Consider the following 17,435-nt stretch of genomic DNA (forward strand, 5'->3'; position numbering starts at 1 on the left):
TTCTGAGAAGAATATGTCAGCTTACGCTGACCAGAATCACGCACCAAGTCTCACGTGCGTTCGACTTGAACTCAGAAAAAATAAGGCAGATGCTTAAGAACAGAACGAATCACTGCACATCCATGCAGCAGTGAGAATGCTTCTCAAAAATGTATGGATTGCACAAATTCAGATACAAAATTGTGCTTTTGTCATATGCTGAGAGCACAATTTTTTCGTTATAATAGATGCATTACAGTATCCTGTTGTGATACTGGATAGGAGGGATATTAGAAAAATGAGTAAGATTTATCTTGCCGGAAAGCACAGCCGTGATGTGATCATCGGGGATCTGTTAGAGAAATTCTCCAGAAAAGTAGAAGTCTACCCGCCTGGAACATGTCCGTTGACCGTACAGTTATCACTGCTGCACGCTTCCATGAATCAGACCTGTGGAAAATGTGTACCATGTCGTGATGGTCTTCCACAGCTTGCAAAATTACTGGAAAAAATATTAAATGGCGTTGGAAGCATGGAAATGCTGGATAAAATGAAAGAAATCGCCATCATGATCCGTGACAGTGCGGACTGTGCCATTGGTTACCAGTCTGCCATTGAAGTTCTAGAAGGACTCGAAACGTTTGCCTCAGAGTATGAAAGCCATATCAGGGCACATGAATGTCCGCAGAATGTGGGACAGAAAGTGCCGTGTGTAACGCTCTGTCCGGCCCATGTCGATATTCCGGGCTACATTGCACATGTACACGAAGGAAACTACGCAGATGCAATCAATCTGATCCGCCGGGACAATCCATTACCGACTGCCTGTGCCATGATCTGTGAGCATCCGTGTGAGGAGCGCTGCCGCAGAAATCTGATTGATGATTCCATCAACATCCGCGGTATCAAAAAATATGCGGTAGATCAGATCGCAGCGGATCAGGTAGCAGTTCCGAAAGCAAATGTATCCACCGGCAAAAAAGTTGCCGTCATCGGTGGCGGCCCTGCCGGAATGACTGCGGCATATTTTCTGTCTCTGATGGGACATAAAGTAACCGTTTATGAAGCAAAAGAGCATCTCGGTGGTATGCTGATGTACGGAATCCCAAATTACCGGTTCCCGAAAGACCGCATGGATGAGGATATGAACGCCATCCTTTCCACAGGAAATATTGAAGTAAAATATAATACAAATGTAGGTGTGGATATTTCCGTTGAGGAAGTAAGAAACAGTCATGATGCCATGTTTGTTGCAATCGGTGCACAGAAGGGTAAAAAACTCCGTCTGGAAAATATTGATGCAAACAACGTGTTCTCAGCCGTAGAGATGCTGGATGAGATCGGACATGGCCACCGTCCGGATTATACCGGCAAGACCGTAGCCGTAATCGGCGGCGGAAACGTAGCCATGGATGCGGCAAGAAGTGCCCTGCGCTGTGGAGCAAAAGATGTCCGTATCATATACAGAAGACGTCAGGAAGATATGACCGCTCTGGATACAGAGATTGAATCCGCGGTTATGGAAGGAATTGAGCTGATGCTCCTTCAGGCTCCAAAGAGCATTGAGAAGGACGAAAACGGCGACTGCTGTGCACTCTGGGTACAGCCGCAGATGATCGGTGCATACCGCGGAGGAAGACCGTCACCGGTCGATTCCGCATCCAAAGAACCACTGCGTGTTCCGTGTGATGTCGTACTGATCGCCGTTGGACAGGATATTATCAGTGAACCGTTCGAAGCGTTTGGTATGCCGGCAGAATGGCATGTATTCCAGGCAGGACTTGATACTGCGGTAGAGGGTATGCCGGGTGTATTTGTCGGCGGTGACTGCGCGACCGGACCGGCAACTGCAATCAAAGCGATCGCAGCCGGAAAAGTAGCAGCACACAATATCGATGAATATCTTGGTTACCACCATACGTTAAACTGTGGTGTGGAAGCACCGGAAGCAAGAGAAAACAACCGTGTTCCTACCGGCCGTGTCAACATTGGCGAGCGTCCGGCTTATGAGAGAAAACACGATTTTGAGCATGTAGAATGCCCGATGACGCACGAAGAGGCGATGCAGGAGTCCGGCAGATGCTTAAGATGTGATGTGTTCGGATGCGGTAAGCTTCAGGATGCCATCGACAAATAATACGGAAAATGTTCAAGTTTATATATGGAGGTAATAACAGATGCGTTTAACCATAGATGGAAGAAACGTGGAAGCAGCAGAGGGCATGACAATTCTTGCAGCAGCAAAAACTGCCGGTATTGAAATCCCTACACTCTGCTACTTAGAGGGCATCAGTGACATCGGAGCCTGTCGCCTGTGTGTAGTAGAAGTAGAGGGGAAAAACGAACTTGCCACAGCCTGCAACACAAAAGTAAAAGAAGGTATGGTTGTGCAGACCGCCAGCCGGAAAGTAATCGATGCGAGAAAGACGGTTTTAAAACTGCTTCTTTCCAATCATAATATTGACTGCTTTAACTGCGAGAAAAACGGTGACTGCCAGCTTCAGAAATATTGTAATGAATATGATATCGATACAACTCCTTACATTGGATCCAGAAGCCTGCTGGAATGTGATGTTCCGAAAAAAGATGCACATCCGTTCCTGTCCTATGATCCGTCCAAATGTATTTACTGCCAGCGCTGCGTACAGACTTGCCGGGTTGCAACCGGAAGAAGAGCGATCAAACTGCGCAGAACCGGTAAATATACAATCATTGACGCACCGTTTGGTGAGGACTGGGAAGAGACACGCTGTGAGTCCTGCGGTAACTGTGCACAGGCCTGCCCGACCGGTGCCCTGACCATCAAGAGAAGAAAAAATTACCGTGCGTGGGAAGTAAAACGTGTGCGTACTACCTGCCCGCACTGTGCAACCGGATGTCAGTATGACCTGATCGTCAAAGACAACAAGATTGTAGATGTAGAGGGTGCAGACGGCCCGTCCAACCACAACATGGTCTGTGTCAAAGGCCGCAGTGGTTCCTTTGATTTCGTAGATCATCCGGACAGAGTACGTCATCCGCTGATTAAAAATAAAGAGACCGGTGAATTCGAGCAGGCGACCTGGGAGGAAGCACTGGATTATGTGGCAAAGAAATTTACTGAGTTAAGAGATACTTACGGTGGAGATTCTCTGGCAGGATTTGCCTGTGCACGTTCCGCAAACGAAGATATCTACATGCTTCAGAAGATGGTAAGAACCGCGTTCCATACCAACAATACAGATAACTGTGCCCGTGTCTGCCATGCACCGACCGTAGCCGGACTGGCAACCACACTTGGTTCCGGAGCTATGACAAATACGATTGCGGATATTACACAGGATTCAGATCTGATCATGCTTGTTGGTTCCAACCCGGAGCATGCACATCCGGTACTTGGTATGCAGATTCGTCGTGCCGTACATAAAGGTACGAAACTGATCGTTGTAGATCCGCGTGATATCGATCTGGCACACCGAGCCGATGTACATCTGAAACTGACACCGGGTACAAATGTAGCATTTGCAAACGGTATGATGAATATCATTCTTTCAGAAGGACTCGAGGATCGTAAGTTTATCGATGAGCGTACGGAGAACTTTGAGGAGATGAAGAAAGTCATCGACAAATATCCGGCAGAGAAAGTAGCAGAGATCTGTCACGTTGATGTGGACAAACTGATCGAGGCTGCCAAGATGTATGCAAGCGCAAAAAATGCAGCCATTATCTACTGTCTGGGTGTTACAGAGCATCATACCGGTACAGAGGGCGTTATGTCTCTCTCCAATCTGGCAATGATCACCGGAAACTTCGGACGCCCGGGATGTGGGGTCAACCCGATCCGTGGTCAGAACAACGTACAGGGTGCCTGCGATATGGGTGCTTCTCCGGATCAGTTCCCGGGTTATCAGAACCTGAGTGCACCGGGTGTCCTGGAGAAATTTGAAAAAGCATGGGGCACAAAACTGAACCCGAAAGAAGGAACAAAGGCAACGGAGTGCTTCGGAAAGATGCTGACCAAAGAGATCCGCGGTCTGTTTATCTTCGGTGAGGATCCGGTCCGCACGGATCCGGATACCGCACATGTGATCAAAGCATTAAAGAATCTGGATTTCCTTGTTATGGATGAATTATTCCTGACAGAGACTGCAAAAATGGCAGATGTTGTCCTTCCGGGTCGTTCCTATGCGGAGAAAGAAGGAACGTTCTCCAATACAGAGCGTCGTGTACAGCGTATCCGCAAAGCAGTTGAAATCGAAGGCGAGACCAGAGAAGATATCTGGATCTTTACCGAGATCATGAACCGTATGGGTTATCCGCAGCCGCATCTGACCTCTGCACAGGTTATGGACGAGGTCGCTTCAGTGACACCTTCCTTCGCAGGCATCAGCCATGCACGTCTGGACAGCGAGGAAGTAGCAGGAAGAGGTCTGCAGTGGCCTTGTACCGCTAAGGATCATCCGGGCACACCGATCATGCATGTTGGAAAGTTCTCCCGGGGACTTGGTCTCTGCAACCCAATCGAGTACATTCCGTCCATGGAACTTCCGGATGAAGCGTATCCGATGAAGATGATGACAGGCCGTGTCCTGTATCATTACAATGCATGCGCCATGACTGACAAGACCGAGGGACTGAACGAGATTTCCGGACATTCCTTCATTGAGATAAATACCGAGGATGCAGAGCGTATCGGTATCAAAGACGGCGACAGAGTAAAAGTATCTTCCCGTCGAGGAAGTATCGAGACGACAGCAAATGTATCCGGAAAGACGAATCCGGGTGAGTGCTGGATGCCGTTCCACTTCCTGGATGGCGGTGCAAACTGGCTGACATCCGACGCGCTGGATTCTATCTCCAGTACACCGGAGTACAAAGTTTGTGCGGTTAAGATAGAAAATACGAAGTAATAGATAAGGAAGAAGCTTATGACAGAACATATCAGTGATGAATATTTCGTAACCCGCGAGGTGGTCACTTACAATGGAAGTGCACTGGTTTCAGGGGAAAAAGATCTGGTAGTGGAAGAATGTTATCAGTTAGTTGTAAATGGCAAGGGGGCAGGTGAGATAACCTGTTCCCCATGGGACAAAAAGGAAGCATTTCTGGGGTATCTTTACCTGCGTGGTTATATTTCCGGTGCAGGAGATGTCCGCACCATCGATGTGGATGAGGAACATGGAATGGCAAATATCACGATCCGTGAATATCTGACCAACGTCACTGATATGGAAAACCTTCTGTCGGAAGATGAAGTGCTGCTGAACGAACAGGGAGTCATCCCAAAACGGGATGATGTAAGGCTTTCCGTCAGTGAAGTGCTTACTTATTCCAGAGAATTGGAGGAGCGTTCGGTACTGTTTCATCGTACCGGTGGTGTGCATTGTGCAGCATTAGTCCATCATGGAACCTTTTTATCTTACAAAGAAGATATCAGCCGGCATGTGGCTGTAGACAAGGTGGTTGGTGACTGCCTGCTTCGAAAAATTCCGATGAAGGATGGAATTCTGGTCTTTTCCGGACGTGTTCCGGTGGAAATCCTGCAAAAAGTGGGAGCCATGGGCTGTTCTGTGTTGATTGCAAAGTCGGCACCGACAAATTATTCCTGCCGGCTGGCACAGCAGCTTGGGATCACATTGATCGGTTTTGCAAGAGATGAAACCTTTAATATCTATTCTCATCCGGAGCGGATTTTATGAGTACAGTTCACTCATCATGTGAACTGCAACAATCTAATAATTAAAATCTGTCTGTTGACATATGAAAAACCATGTGTTATATTACTAGTGTAACAAATAAAAGGAATCCCCGGGAATTTCCCGGGGATTTATACTATCGAAAAATGCAGTGTTTTAACAGTGAAGGCAATGGCGCATGTCTGCTTTATGAGGAAAGAGGCAAAACATTGCATGCTACATATCGTATATACAGTAAGAAATGGATGGTGATTTGTATGGCAGCAAAACAGGATTATTATGAATTACTCGGCGTTGCAAAAAATGCAGACGCCACGGCGATAAAAAAAGCATATCGAAAACTTGCAAAGAAGTATCATCCGGATACCAACGCCGGAGATCCGGCTGCGGAGCAGAAGTTCAAGGATGTGACAGAGGCTTATACGATCCTGAGTGATCCGGAGAAACGGAAACTGTACGATCAGTTTGGCCATGCAGCCTTTGACGGCAGTATGCCGGAGGGCGGTGCTTATCAATACAGTGGAGCCGGTGCCGGTCAGAATGGCGGTTATCAGGAATTTCATTTTAACGGTGCAGATATGGGTGACATGTTCGGTGATATCTTCGGGGATATGTTCCATGGAAGATCCAACGGTGGTGGAAGAAGTTACAGTTTCCACAGTGATGGAAATGGTGGATTTCATCAGTATTACAGCAACGGATCGGGTGCCGGCGGATTCGGACAGGATGGCCATTTTGGAGACTTTGGCAGCAGCGGCGGTTTTGGCAGAGGTCAGTTCCGGCAGAAAGGAAGCGACATTCATGCAGATGTCACCGTAAGTTTTGATGATGCTGCGTTTGGATGTGAGAAAATGATTCATCTGCAGGATGGAAACGGTCAGATACAGTCCCTGAAAGTCAATATCCCGGCAGGTATCGATACCGGTAAAACCGTGCGTCTGAAAGGCAAGGGAAATCCGGGATTTAACGGTGGCGAAGCCGGTGATCTGCTGCTGAAGGTGACGGTTGGCGACAGAGCCGGATTTGAACGGAAAGGCATGGATGTGTATACAAATATCACAATTCCGTTTACCACAGCAGTTCTTGGTGGTGAGGCCGTTGTGCCGACATTAACCGGAAACGTGGTCTGCAGTATCCGTCCGGGTACACAGTCCGGAAGTAAGATCCGTCTGAGGGGCAAAGGCATTGTATCGATGAAAGATAAGAATATCCATGGGGATGAATATGCAGTTGTCCAGATTCAGGTACCGAAGAATCTGAATGAGACAGCGAAGGAAAAACTGAGAGAGTTTGCGAAAGCCTGCTAATAAAAAATGTTGAAAAAAGAAAGAAGTGTTTTCTGAGGAAATGCTTCTTTCTTTCTTTTTTTGTGCGGAAACGCATCTTTATGAGAAAAATATTCAACTGGCGGAAAAATCAGGATTTCAAATTGACAGCGATTCTTCGGTCTGCTAAAATTGCAAAATGTTAGTTAGCACAAACAAAAATTATGCACAAGAAACACACGTTATGTAAAAAGAACAAGTGTTAGCAACAATAAAAAGGAGGAGCATATGAAAAAGACCTGGAAAAAAATAACATCGCTGTTCTTGTCATTGTTGCTCATGCTGTCTATGGTGGTGACACCGGTTATGGCAGCAGAGGCAAAGGATGCAGCGAAAGACGCACCATCGGAGGTAAAAGAATGTGTACATAATGGTTTCTGGACAGACAATATCAATCTCCGATTCGAAGATACAGCCTGGCTGAATGCAGTAAACAGCGTGACTGTCAATGGTACTGCATATACAAAAGGAACGATTAATTCCTTTAGCAGTGATACCAACGTATGGGGTATCGGAACGGCAGCCGGAGCTTATGATTCTTTCAAAGCACTTCAGATCGCCAGTCCATCAGGTATCACATATCCGCTGACAATGGCGATTACAGCAGACGGATACAAAGATCTGACCGTAAAAGTAGAAAAAAACGGATATGATTACACTGCTTCGGTCGTAGCAAATAAACAGCCTGCTGAGAAAACTTATACAGCAGAGGCAGAAGCAAGTGCACATGGAGTCGTAGCGTTAAGTGCTGTCAAAGATCTGAAAGAAGGCACAACTGTGACGGTAACATTGACACCGGATGATGGTTATGAACTGGATACAATCCGGGTGACAGGTGAGAATGGCACAGCCGTTGCGCTGGAAAAAGAGTCTGAAACGGTATATACGTTTACTATGCCGGCAGAAAATGTGAGTGTAAAAGCTGCATTTAAAGAGGCTGCACCGAAGAAAATCGAACTCAGTGATGTAAAGATTGCCACTGATTATTTTGGAAATGCCTGGGAGGTCTCATTTAAAAATGCCGACAGTTATGCAGCAGCTGTCACAGGTGTGAAAGTCAACGGAACAGACTGGGAGAAAACTGCTTACAGCCCGTCTGCAGGTGGAAAATATTATGTGAATACATCTGACAACAAACTGGTATTTGCAGCAAAAGATTACAGCACTACACCGGTTATTCCGGTATTGAAAAGCGGTGACGTGATCACGGTAAGTGCTAAGGGATATGAAGATCTGACCATGAAACTTGTCATTGATACCGACGGAAAAGCATCTCTGACAGAAGATGACGGTCAGGGTGATCCCTACCAGCTGTTTGTAAAAATCAAAGGAACTTTTGACAGTGCGATCACAGGACAGAAAAATTATGATACGGTATCCGGTGCAAGTACCGGCGGGGCAAACTCCAACAAAAACAGTGATGTTACCGTATACGGTGCATTGGTGAAAAAAGGAGAAGAACCGAAAGCCAGTGACTGGGAAGAACTGGATAACCTGTCAAAAATCAACCTGAACGGCAAAAAATGCAGTGTCAGCATCATTCCGGATACCGCAAATGGTACATCAGCAGATTGTGACAGCGGTATGCAAGGGGTCTATATGACCATCAGCAGTGGAGTGACTCTGAGTGGAATACCGAAGGATGCAGGAAATTATCTTGTTTCCGTATCAATCGAAGATATGCAGGGTCGTACGGCAGTCAGCAACACGCTTCCATTTCATGTATACACCGGGGAAGAGACACTGGCAGAAGAACTGGTTACAGAAAATCTGAAACACTATGCCGGCGGAAAATATGCATGGAATATTATGGAGCCATGGGCAATCAAAAACTTTGGCAGCAATGTCGAAGGGGAAAAAGAGAGCGTTCGTGTACCGAAGGAGCTGGCGGCATGGTTTGGCTCCAAGAGCAGCGGACTTTATGGATACCTCGGTTATGATCTGGCATGGAAAGAGGTAGAAAAAGGAACTATTCCACAGACCTTGTACATCCCCGACGGCTGTGATCTGACACTTACAAACATGAAAGTGCTCAGCAGTGTCCGCATTGTAGTAGAAAAAGGTGGCAAACTGACGCTGAATGACTCTGTGGTACAGGGAATGATTGATGTAAAAGCCGGTGGAACATTTTCCATGAATTATGACGCATTTAATGAGGAGTTTACAACAGGTGCTTCCATCTGCGGACAGCTTCGGCTGGAGGATGGTGCTGTATTGGAAAACGCGGCCATTTATTCCCATGCAAACTATCTGGCAAACGGAAATCTGACAGATCGTACAACTTCTGAGCCGGTAGTAACTGCAACAGGAAATGTAACCATCAAAGGCAACGTATATATTGCGGGTGACGATGCCGGAAGTGAGATCGGACAGACGGCTTTGCGTGTGTCAAATGGAACATTGCATCTGGAAGATGATGCACAGCTGGTTGCTTACGGCGGAAGCGGCAAGACCTTACTGTATACGGATGGTGGTACAGCAATTGAACTGGATGACGCAGTAATCGAAGGAAACGGTCAGGTTACCGCTATCGGAGGAGATGTTCTCTGGGGAAATGGTGGAAATGCAGTATCCGGAAACGGTGTGATCACTGCAAACGCTGCATTTTTACAGGGGGCAACTGCAAGTTCATCCAGGCATGCAGCACCGGGACAGGCCATTGACGGAACGGTATATGTGACAGGCCCAAACCGCCACATGGCAAACGGTACTGTTATTGACAATGGGGATGACCCGCTGGCGAGTCTTTACTGGAAGACGGGGATTGATGCAGAAGCACCACTGGATCAGTTTGTGACGGAGAAAGTGACAAAAGGAATTTCAGTGGCTGATATTGAGAATCAGACTTATACCGGAAAAAAACTGACACCGGTAGTCAAAGTAACTGATAAAGACGATGAGACAAAAGTACTGGAAGAAGGTAAAGATTACTTTATCCGTTATGAAGCTCCGGCAGAGAGAGCAGCAGGAAATGGTTTTTCAGCGGCTGGTACTTATGACGTAACAGTAACTGGAATCGGGGACTACTATGGAATCGTGGCAAAGACATTTACCATTGAGCCGAAACAGGATGATTCCAATAACAACGGATCTGATAAGAATAACGGCAGTGACAATGGAAACAACAATGGTTCCAATGACAATACTTTGGACAATAACGGAACAGATAGTGGATTAAATAACAGCTTCGGCAATAATGCAAACAGCAATGGAGCAAACGCCGGTTCCGGTAATAACGTTTCGAACAACGGAAGCAATGCTGGAATGATTACTTCTGGTACAACAAATGCAGATCAGACCGTAAATGGAACCCAGACATCCGATGCAGCCACTAACACAGCTGCTGCATCTGCGGTACCGAAGACAGCAGACAGCAATGGAATGATTCTCTGGTTTGTAATGATCGCACTTGCAGGAGGTGCATGGACAACGATCGTATGCGCAAACAGACGTAGACAGTAATGCTTCTGGTGTGTTCCATACAACCGGTGCATAGGATGAGAAAAACAGAATAGCAAAAAAAACGATTTAAAGCAGTCTTTCAGTTGATTGACTGCTTTTTCGTTTGACAGGAAAGTACGATGAATTACGAGAAGTTCCTGTCAACAAAAGCACTTTCTTGTGGACATGAGGAAACCTGCGTGATATACTTAAAAAAAGCATTGTTCAATAGGAAATATATAATGTAGATGATTTATATGCGAGAGTGTACGATGTGCCGTGATTCTGAGAAGAATATGTCAGTTTACGCTGACCGGAATCACGCACCAAGTCTCACAAGCGTTCGACTTGAAGAGCAAACCGGTTGAAAAGCCGGGACGCAAAGCCAGAAGGAGCTAAAGTCAGATAGAAATCTGATCATGCTAGCCGGTTGCATCATACCTCAATGAAAATAAAAGGTAAGTGTTAAGTGGGTATTTGGATAAAGTTCCTGTAAATTTTTATTTACATGGAACTTCTTCTGCTTTATGGCACACGTTTTACTGAAAAAGAAGAAAAGAAATATGAGATAAGATGAATATGAATGAAAAGCAAACAATACTTATTGTAGATGATTCGAAATTTAACAGGGATATATTAAAGGAGATTCTCGGAGAAACGTATCATTATCTGGAAGCGGAAAACGGAAATCAGGCCATTCAGCTGGTAGGAGATAATCTGGGAATCGATCTGATACTTTTGGATATCCATATGCCACAGATGGATGGTTTTGAAGTTCTGGAAATGATGAACAAAAGTCAATGTATCAATGAAACACCTGTAATTATGATCTCTTCGGAAGAATCTGTTACTATGATGCGCAAAGCATATGAAATGGGAATTACAGATTATATTACACGGCCGTTTGACACTGTTATTGTAAAAAAAAGAGTGCAAAATACATTGGATCTTTATGTAAACCAAAAACGCCTGATCAATGTAGTTGTTGATCAGGTTTACGAAAAAGCAGAAAATAATAATATTATGATCCGGATTCTGAGTAATGTACTGGGATCCCGTAACAGTGAGAGCAGCGAACATATCCTGCATATCCGGACAGCAACAGAATTGATGCTGAGAAAACTGATAAAAATATCGGATACCTATCATTTGACAGAGGCAGACATTGCTTTGATCACAACGGCATCTTCTCTTCATGACATCGGTAAGATCCATATTCCGGAAGAAATATTGAACAAACCGGGAAAACTGTCTGATGAAGAATTTAAGATCATGAAAACGCATAGTGAACTGGGAGCATCTATCATTCGGGATATGCGCTTCCCTCAAAATCATCCGCTGGTACATACTGCGTGGGAAATCTGCAGATGGCATCATGAAAGATGGGATGGAGGCGGTTATCCGGATGGACTGAAAGGCGAAGAAATACCAATCTCCGCACAGGTGGTATCGATTGTCGATGTATATGATGCACTTACCAGTGAAAGATGTTATAAGAAAGCATTTGATCATGATACGGCAATGAACATGATCCTGGATGGACAATGCGGACAGTTTAATCCGATTCTGCTGAAATGCTTGAGAGAACTGAGAACTGAGCCTTCCATTTTCAAAAATGCTTAGTACCGAGATGAATGATAATAAATATTATCATGAAGTACAGAGTCTTTCGAATGAAATACTCAGTGATAAATCCTTACCGAATCGAAACTATTCACAGAGTGTTATTAAAATCCTGCAGGAAAAGATTGATTTCTTTAAAACAAACAGTGGAATGAATTCGATTGATTACAATGCAATGTCAGGTCAATTAATGATACTGAATGAAAAACAGCAGATCTTATGTCAGAGAAATGCTTCAAAGTTTGATTTGTTCAGAGAATTCGGAGTAAGTGAAGAAGATAGTCAGCAGATTCAGGTTCTGTTACATCAGACATCTGTACAAAATAAAGAATTTTCGGTGCAGATAAAAGCGAAGGTGGAAAATAAGAGGCAGATGTATAAGTTGAAACTGCACACATTGTGGTCTTCGTTAAAGAAAGACGAATATATAGGGATTATCGGATATTTTGATACGATATAAAGACCGTGATAACAAAGAGTGGAAAACAAGTGGGGAGAGTTGTAATGAAAAAGGAAAAATGGAATAAGTTACTTGCGGTATTTCTAGTGATGGCGACAGTTCTGTCACTTCTGGCAGGCTGTGGCGGAAAGCGTGCAGAAAAAGAAGACGCGGAAACAATTACCGTGTATTTATGGAGCACAAGCCTGTATGAAGCATATGCACCATACATCCAGGAACAGCTTCCGGATATCAATATTGAATTTGTAGTAGGCAATAATGATCTGGATTTTTACAGGTTTCTTGAGAAAAATGGTGGATTGCCGGATATTATAACCTGCTGTCGTTTTTCGCTGCATGATGCAAGTCCGCTCAAAGACAGTCTGATGGATCTTTCCACAACCAATGTGGCCGGTGCAGTCTATAATACATACCTGAACAATTTTATGAATGAAGACGGAAGCGTAAACTGGCTTCCGGTGTGTGCGGATGCCCATGGATTTGTCGTGAACAAGGATCTTTTTGAAACGTATGATATTCCGCTTCCGACCGATTATGAAAGCTTTGTTTCTGCCTGCCAGGCATTTGAAAAAGCAGGAATCCGTGGATTTACGGCAGACTATTTTTATGATTATACCTGTATGGAAACTTTGCAGGGCTTATCCGCATCTGAGCTGTCTTCCGTAGACGGACGCAAGTGGCGTACTTCCTACAGTGATCCGGGTAATACAACGCGTGAAGGTCTGGACAGTACTGTCTGGCCGGAGGCTTTTGAACGTATGGAGCGGTTTATCCGGGATACAGGATTGAGCCGGGATGATCTGGAGATGAATTACGATGATATTGTTGAATTGTATCAAAGTGGTAAGCTTGCCATGTACTTTGGAACCTCTGCCGGTGTAAAAATGTTTCAGGATCAGGGCATTAACACTACATTTCTTCCGTTCTTTCAGGAGAACGGCGAAAAATGGCTGATGACGACACCGTATTTCCAGGTGGCTTTAAACCGTGACCTGACACAGGATGAAACACGCCGGACGAAAGCAATGAAGGTACTGAGTACCATGCTTTCCGAGGATGCACAGAACCGGATCATCAGTGATGGACAGGATCTGTTAAGCTACAGTCAGGATGTCGATATCCATCTTACGGAATATCTGAAAGATGTGAAATCTGTGATTGAAGAAAACCATATGTATATCCGGATTGCATCAAATGATTTTTTCTCTGTTTCCAAGGATGTGGTATCTAAGATGATTTCCGGAGAATACGATGCAGGACAGGCCTATCAGTCATTTCAGACGCAGCTCCTTGACGAAAAAACAACTTCTGAGAAAGTAGTATTGAATTCAGAAAAGTCTTATTCAAACCGCTTTCATAGCAGCGGAGGAAATGAGGCATATTCGGTTATGGCAAACACGTTGCGTGGCATTTACGGGACGGATGTACTGATCGCAACCGGAAACAGTTTTACGGGAAATGTGCTGAAAGCCGGCTATACAGAAAAAATGGCAGGCGACATGATCATGCCAAATGGTCTTTCTGCTTACAGCTGCAAGATGAGTGGGGCTGAACTGAAAGAAACAGTCAGAAATTTTGTAGAAGGCTATCCGGGCGGCTTCCTTCCGTTTAACCGGGGGTCTCTGCCTGTGTTCAGTGGGATTTCTGTGGAACTCATGGAAACGGAGGATGGTTATACAGTGCGCAAAGTAACAAAGGATGGGAAAAAAGTGCAGGACAATGATACATTCACGGTAACTTGCCTTGCAACTCCGCAACACATGGAAGCGTATCCGGCGGATCAAAATATGGTATTTGCTGGAGGGGAAACCTCTGTGAAAGACACCTGGACAGCATATGTTTCAGATGGCAATGCCATTCTGGCAGAGCCGGAAGATTACATTAATGTGAGATGAGAAAAATGAACAGTAAAAATTATAATATAAAAAGAAAAAAACGTGTCAGGAAAAAGCCGTTAAGGATAGCTGTTTTTGCGGTTCTCTTTATCGGAATCGCCGTGACGGTTTCCCAATATTTTAAGTTTGTATCAGAAACGGTCTATGAGGAAAGTGTTTCTCATCTGACAGAGGTTTTTCACCAGTCGGATAATATGTTGCGGGAACTGACAAATAAGAATCTGACGTATCTTCATATGTGGGGCGAGAATCTTCAACATACTTCCGGTGAAAATGAAATCCGTGATTATATAGAGAAAGCGCAGGAAGATGCCGGCTTTTTGGAGTTCTATTTTTTGTCAGCTGACGGGGACTATAAGACAGTAACCGGTGAAACAGGGTACCTTGGATTACAGGAAAATATGGAAGAGGAGATCCGGAAGGGAAATGATGTCATAGCGAATGCAGCAGTTCCCGGAAAATCCCAGCTGCTTGTTTTTGCCACTCCAAATGTTCATGGAAGTTATCAGGGATTTGAATATGATGCGATTGCCATTGCTTATGAAAACGCTGATATCGTAAAGGTACTGGACATTTCTGCGTTCAACGGAAATGCCCAGAGTTTTGTTGTTCATCCGGATGGCCGTGTTGTGGTCGATCATTCTTCCGGGTCGTGGGGAAATGTGTACAATTTCTTTGGTGTTCTGAGCGAGCATTCGGATATGACTGAAAAAGAGACGCTTGCTCTTTCGGAGAACTTTAAAGCGGGACAGGCAGATGCGATGCTGGTGAATCTGGATGGAAAGAACTATTATCTGGTTTATGAAAAATCGGATGTTCAGGACTGGATATTTCTGGGACTTGTAAATGAGGATATCGTCAATGCCGGCATGAACAGTTTGCAGCTTAGTACGCTGATTCTTGTGGTTGTGGTCGTGCTCTGTATTGCCTCCTTTTTTATCGGCCTTATGATTCAAAAAAACAGGAGCAGGCTTAAAAAAAAGGATACGGAGATCCTGTACAGGGATGAGTTGTTTCAAAAGCTGTCAATGAATGTAGATGATGTTTTTCTGATGTTGGATGCACAGACATATCAGGTAGATTACGTCAGCCCTAATGCGGAAAAACTACTGGGAATTACCGTAGAACAGATCCGTGAAGATATTTGTGTTCTGGGAAAACTTTATCCGAAAGAGACAGAAGATACAAAGAAGAATTATCTGGAGGAAATCCGGAATCAGGAACAGAAAGAATGGGATTTTGAATCTCTGCATCAGAAAACAGGGGAACACCGCTGGTTTCATATTGTCGCCATAGGCAGTGTGGTAAATGGAAAAAAGAAATATATCCTTGTTATGTCGGATCGTACTTCTGATAAAAAAATGAACCAGGCACTTTCCGAGGCTGTCCGTGCTGCGGAAAATGCAAACCGGGCAAAGAGTACATTCCTTTCCAACATGTCTCATGATATCCGGACACCAATGAATGCGATTATCGGTTTTGCGACGCTGGCTGCAAGCAGCATTGAGGACAGAAAAAAGGTCAGGGATTATCTGGGCAAGATCCTTTCATCCAGTAACCATCTGCTCTCGCTGATCAATGATATACTGGATATGAGCCGGATTGAGAGTGGAAAGATCCAGCTGGAAGAAACAGAGGTCAGTCTGTCGGATGTGCTTCATGATCTGAAGACGATCATCAGTGGACAGATCCATGCAAAGCAGCTGGAGCTTTATATGGATGCCATGGATGTGACAAATGAAGATGTCTATTGTGATAAAACGCGGCTGAACCAGGTGCTGCTGAATCTTTTGTCTAATGCGGTTAAGTTTACGCCTGCAGGTGGAACCGTTTCTGTCCGGCTGAAACAGTTCCCGGGGATAGCAAAAGGAAGTGAACTATACGAAATCCGGGTAAAGGATAATGGAATCGGTATGAGTCCGGAATTTGTACAGAAGATTTTTTCTCCTTTTGAACGGGAGCGGACTTCCACAGTCAGCAGAACCCAGGGTACAGGGCTTGGCATGGCCATCACCAAGAACATTGTGGATATGATGGGCGGAACCATTGAGGTTCAGACAGAACAGGGAAAAGGAACGGAATTTATTGTCCGCCTGCCATTCCGGATCCAGCCTGAGCATCATCGTACCGAGAAGATCGCAGAGCTGGAAGGTCTTAAGGCATTGGTTGTAGACGACGATTTTAATACCTGTGACAGTGTAACAAAAATGCTCGTAAAGGTTGGCATGCGTTCGGAATGGACCCTTTCCGGCAAGGAAGCGGTTCTCCGTGCACGGCAGTCTATGGAATTAGGTGATGCATTCCATGCGTATATCATCGACTGGCGTTTGCCGGATATGAATGGTATTGAAGTCACCCGGCAGATCCGCAGTCTTGGTGATGATACGCCGATCATTATCCTGACTGCTTATGACTGGTCAGATATTGAAGTGGAAGCCAGGGCAGCAGGGGTAACTGCATTCTGTGCAAAACCTTTGTTTATGTCAGATATCAGAGAGACGCTGCTGGCTGCGATTGGTCAGAAGCAGGCCGAGACAGAGGATTCGATTCTTCCGGCAGCAGGTTCAAATTTCAAAGATCGGTGTATATTGCTTGTGGAAGATAATGAACTGAACAGGGAAATTGCAATGGAAATACTGAATGAATATGGCTTTCTGGTGGATACCGCAGAAAATGGAGCCGTAGCAGTGGAGAAAATGAAAAAATCATCGCCGGGAGACTATGATCTGGTGCTTATGGATGTGCAGATGCCGGTAATGAACGGATATGAGGCCACGAAGCAGATTCGTGCCCTGGATAATCCGGCACTGGCAGGAATTACCATCCTTGCAATGACTGCAAATGCTTTTGACGAAGACCGAAAGAAGGCACTGGAATGCGGTATGGATGGATTTTTATCCAAGCCTATCGTGATAGAGGAATTGATTACTACCTTGCAAAACAATTTGCAGGATTAGAAGTCCTGGCAGTGCCATAATCCGGTAAATGGCAGCCAGTTGTATAAAATAAGGTGTACTGTCTGTTTGACAGTGTTTTT

Annotated in this window: 9 protein-coding genes and 1 riboswitch; all 9 genes read left to right on the forward strand. The window is 45.0% G+C overall.

The window, feature by feature from the left end; translation table 11 throughout:
- The first annotated feature begins 277 nt into the window (after positions 1-277).
- Positions 278-2,116: an NAD(P)-binding protein gene (locus tag ACIRUQ_RS01860; RefSeq protein WP_044962540.1), complete on the forward strand. Its 1,839-nt coding sequence runs from the start codon at positions 278-280 to the stop codon at positions 2,114-2,116.
- A gap of 40 nt (positions 2,117-2,156) precedes the next feature.
- Complete coding sequence (fdhF, locus tag ACIRUQ_RS01865; RefSeq protein WP_055289842.1) at positions 2,157-4,868, forward strand: formate dehydrogenase subunit alpha; 2,712 nt, start codon at positions 2,157-2,159, stop codon at positions 4,866-4,868.
- A gap of 18 nt (positions 4,869-4,886) precedes the next feature.
- A complete protein-coding gene (gene fdhD / locus ACIRUQ_RS01870) occupies positions 4,887-5,657 on the forward strand; it encodes a formate dehydrogenase accessory sulfurtransferase FdhD (protein WP_055289844.1) in 771 nt (256 codons plus the stop codon).
- 254 nt (positions 5,658-5,911) lie between these two features.
- Positions 5,912-6,961, forward strand: a complete 1,050-nt coding sequence (locus ACIRUQ_RS01875; protein ID WP_044962545.1) for a DnaJ C-terminal domain-containing protein — start codon at positions 5,912-5,914, stop codon at positions 6,959-6,961.
- A 246-nt stretch (positions 6,962-7,207) separates the two neighbouring features.
- Entirely contained in the window at positions 7,208-10,441 is a 3,234-nt protein-coding gene (locus ACIRUQ_RS01880) for an InlB B-repeat-containing protein (RefSeq protein WP_055289846.1), read from the forward strand.
- A 323-nt stretch (positions 10,442-10,764) separates the two neighbouring features.
- A riboswitch (cyclic di-GMP riboswitch) is annotated at positions 10,765-10,858 on the forward strand.
- Between the two features lie 141 nt (positions 10,859-10,999).
- Complete coding sequence (locus ACIRUQ_RS01885) at positions 11,000-12,043, forward strand: HD domain-containing phosphohydrolase (protein WP_404856522.1); 1,044 nt, start codon at positions 11,000-11,002, stop codon at positions 12,041-12,043.
- Between the two features lie 7 nt (positions 12,044-12,050).
- Positions 12,051-12,503 (forward strand): hypothetical protein, encoded by a 453-nt coding sequence (locus ACIRUQ_RS01890; protein ID WP_341437543.1) that lies wholly within the window; start codon positions 12,051-12,053, stop codon positions 12,501-12,503.
- Between the two features lie 44 nt (positions 12,504-12,547).
- Complete coding sequence (locus ACIRUQ_RS01895) at positions 12,548-14,398, forward strand: ABC transporter substrate-binding protein (RefSeq protein ID WP_055289848.1); 1,851 nt, start codon at positions 12,548-12,550, stop codon at positions 14,396-14,398.
- Positions 14,399-14,403: 5 nt separating this feature from the next.
- Positions 14,404-17,355, forward strand: a complete 2,952-nt coding sequence (locus ACIRUQ_RS01900) for a PAS domain-containing hybrid sensor histidine kinase/response regulator (protein WP_055289952.1) — start codon at positions 14,404-14,406, stop codon at positions 17,353-17,355.
- The last annotated feature ends 80 nt before the right edge of the window (positions 17,356-17,435 follow it).

Source organism: Eubacterium ramulus (genome assembly GCF_045002895.1).
In the GTDB taxonomy this organism is placed as follows: domain Bacteria; phylum Bacillota; class Clostridia; order Lachnospirales; family Lachnospiraceae; genus Eubacterium_I; species Eubacterium_I ramulus.

Bases quoted from the DNA above. Each gene is read 5' to 3' on its own strand.
- ACIRUQ_RS01860 (WP_044962540.1), top strand. From the start codon at position 278: ATGAGTAAGATTTATCTTGCCGGAAAGCACAGCCGTGATGTGATCATC.
- fdhF (WP_055289842.1), top strand. From the start codon at position 2,157: ATGCGTTTAACCATAGATGGAAGAAACGTGGAAGCAGCAGAGGGCATG.
- fdhD (WP_055289844.1), top strand. From the start codon at position 4,887: ATGACAGAACATATCAGTGATGAATATTTCGTAACCCGCGAGGTGGTC.
- ACIRUQ_RS01875 (WP_044962545.1), top strand. From the start codon at position 5,912: ATGGCAGCAAAACAGGATTATTATGAATTACTCGGCGTTGCAAAAAAT.
- ACIRUQ_RS01880 (WP_055289846.1), top strand. From the start codon at position 7,208: ATGAAAAAGACCTGGAAAAAAATAACATCGCTGTTCTTGTCATTGTTG.
- ACIRUQ_RS01885 (WP_404856522.1), top strand. From the start codon at position 11,000: ATGAATGAAAAGCAAACAATACTTATTGTAGATGATTCGAAATTTAAC.
- ACIRUQ_RS01890 (WP_341437543.1), top strand. From the start codon at position 12,051: ATGAATGATAATAAATATTATCATGAAGTACAGAGTCTTTCGAATGAA.
- ACIRUQ_RS01895 (WP_055289848.1), top strand. From the start codon at position 12,548: ATGAAAAAGGAAAAATGGAATAAGTTACTTGCGGTATTTCTAGTGATG.
- ACIRUQ_RS01900 (WP_055289952.1), top strand. From the start codon at position 14,404: ATGAACAGTAAAAATTATAATATAAAAAGAAAAAAACGTGTCAGGAAA.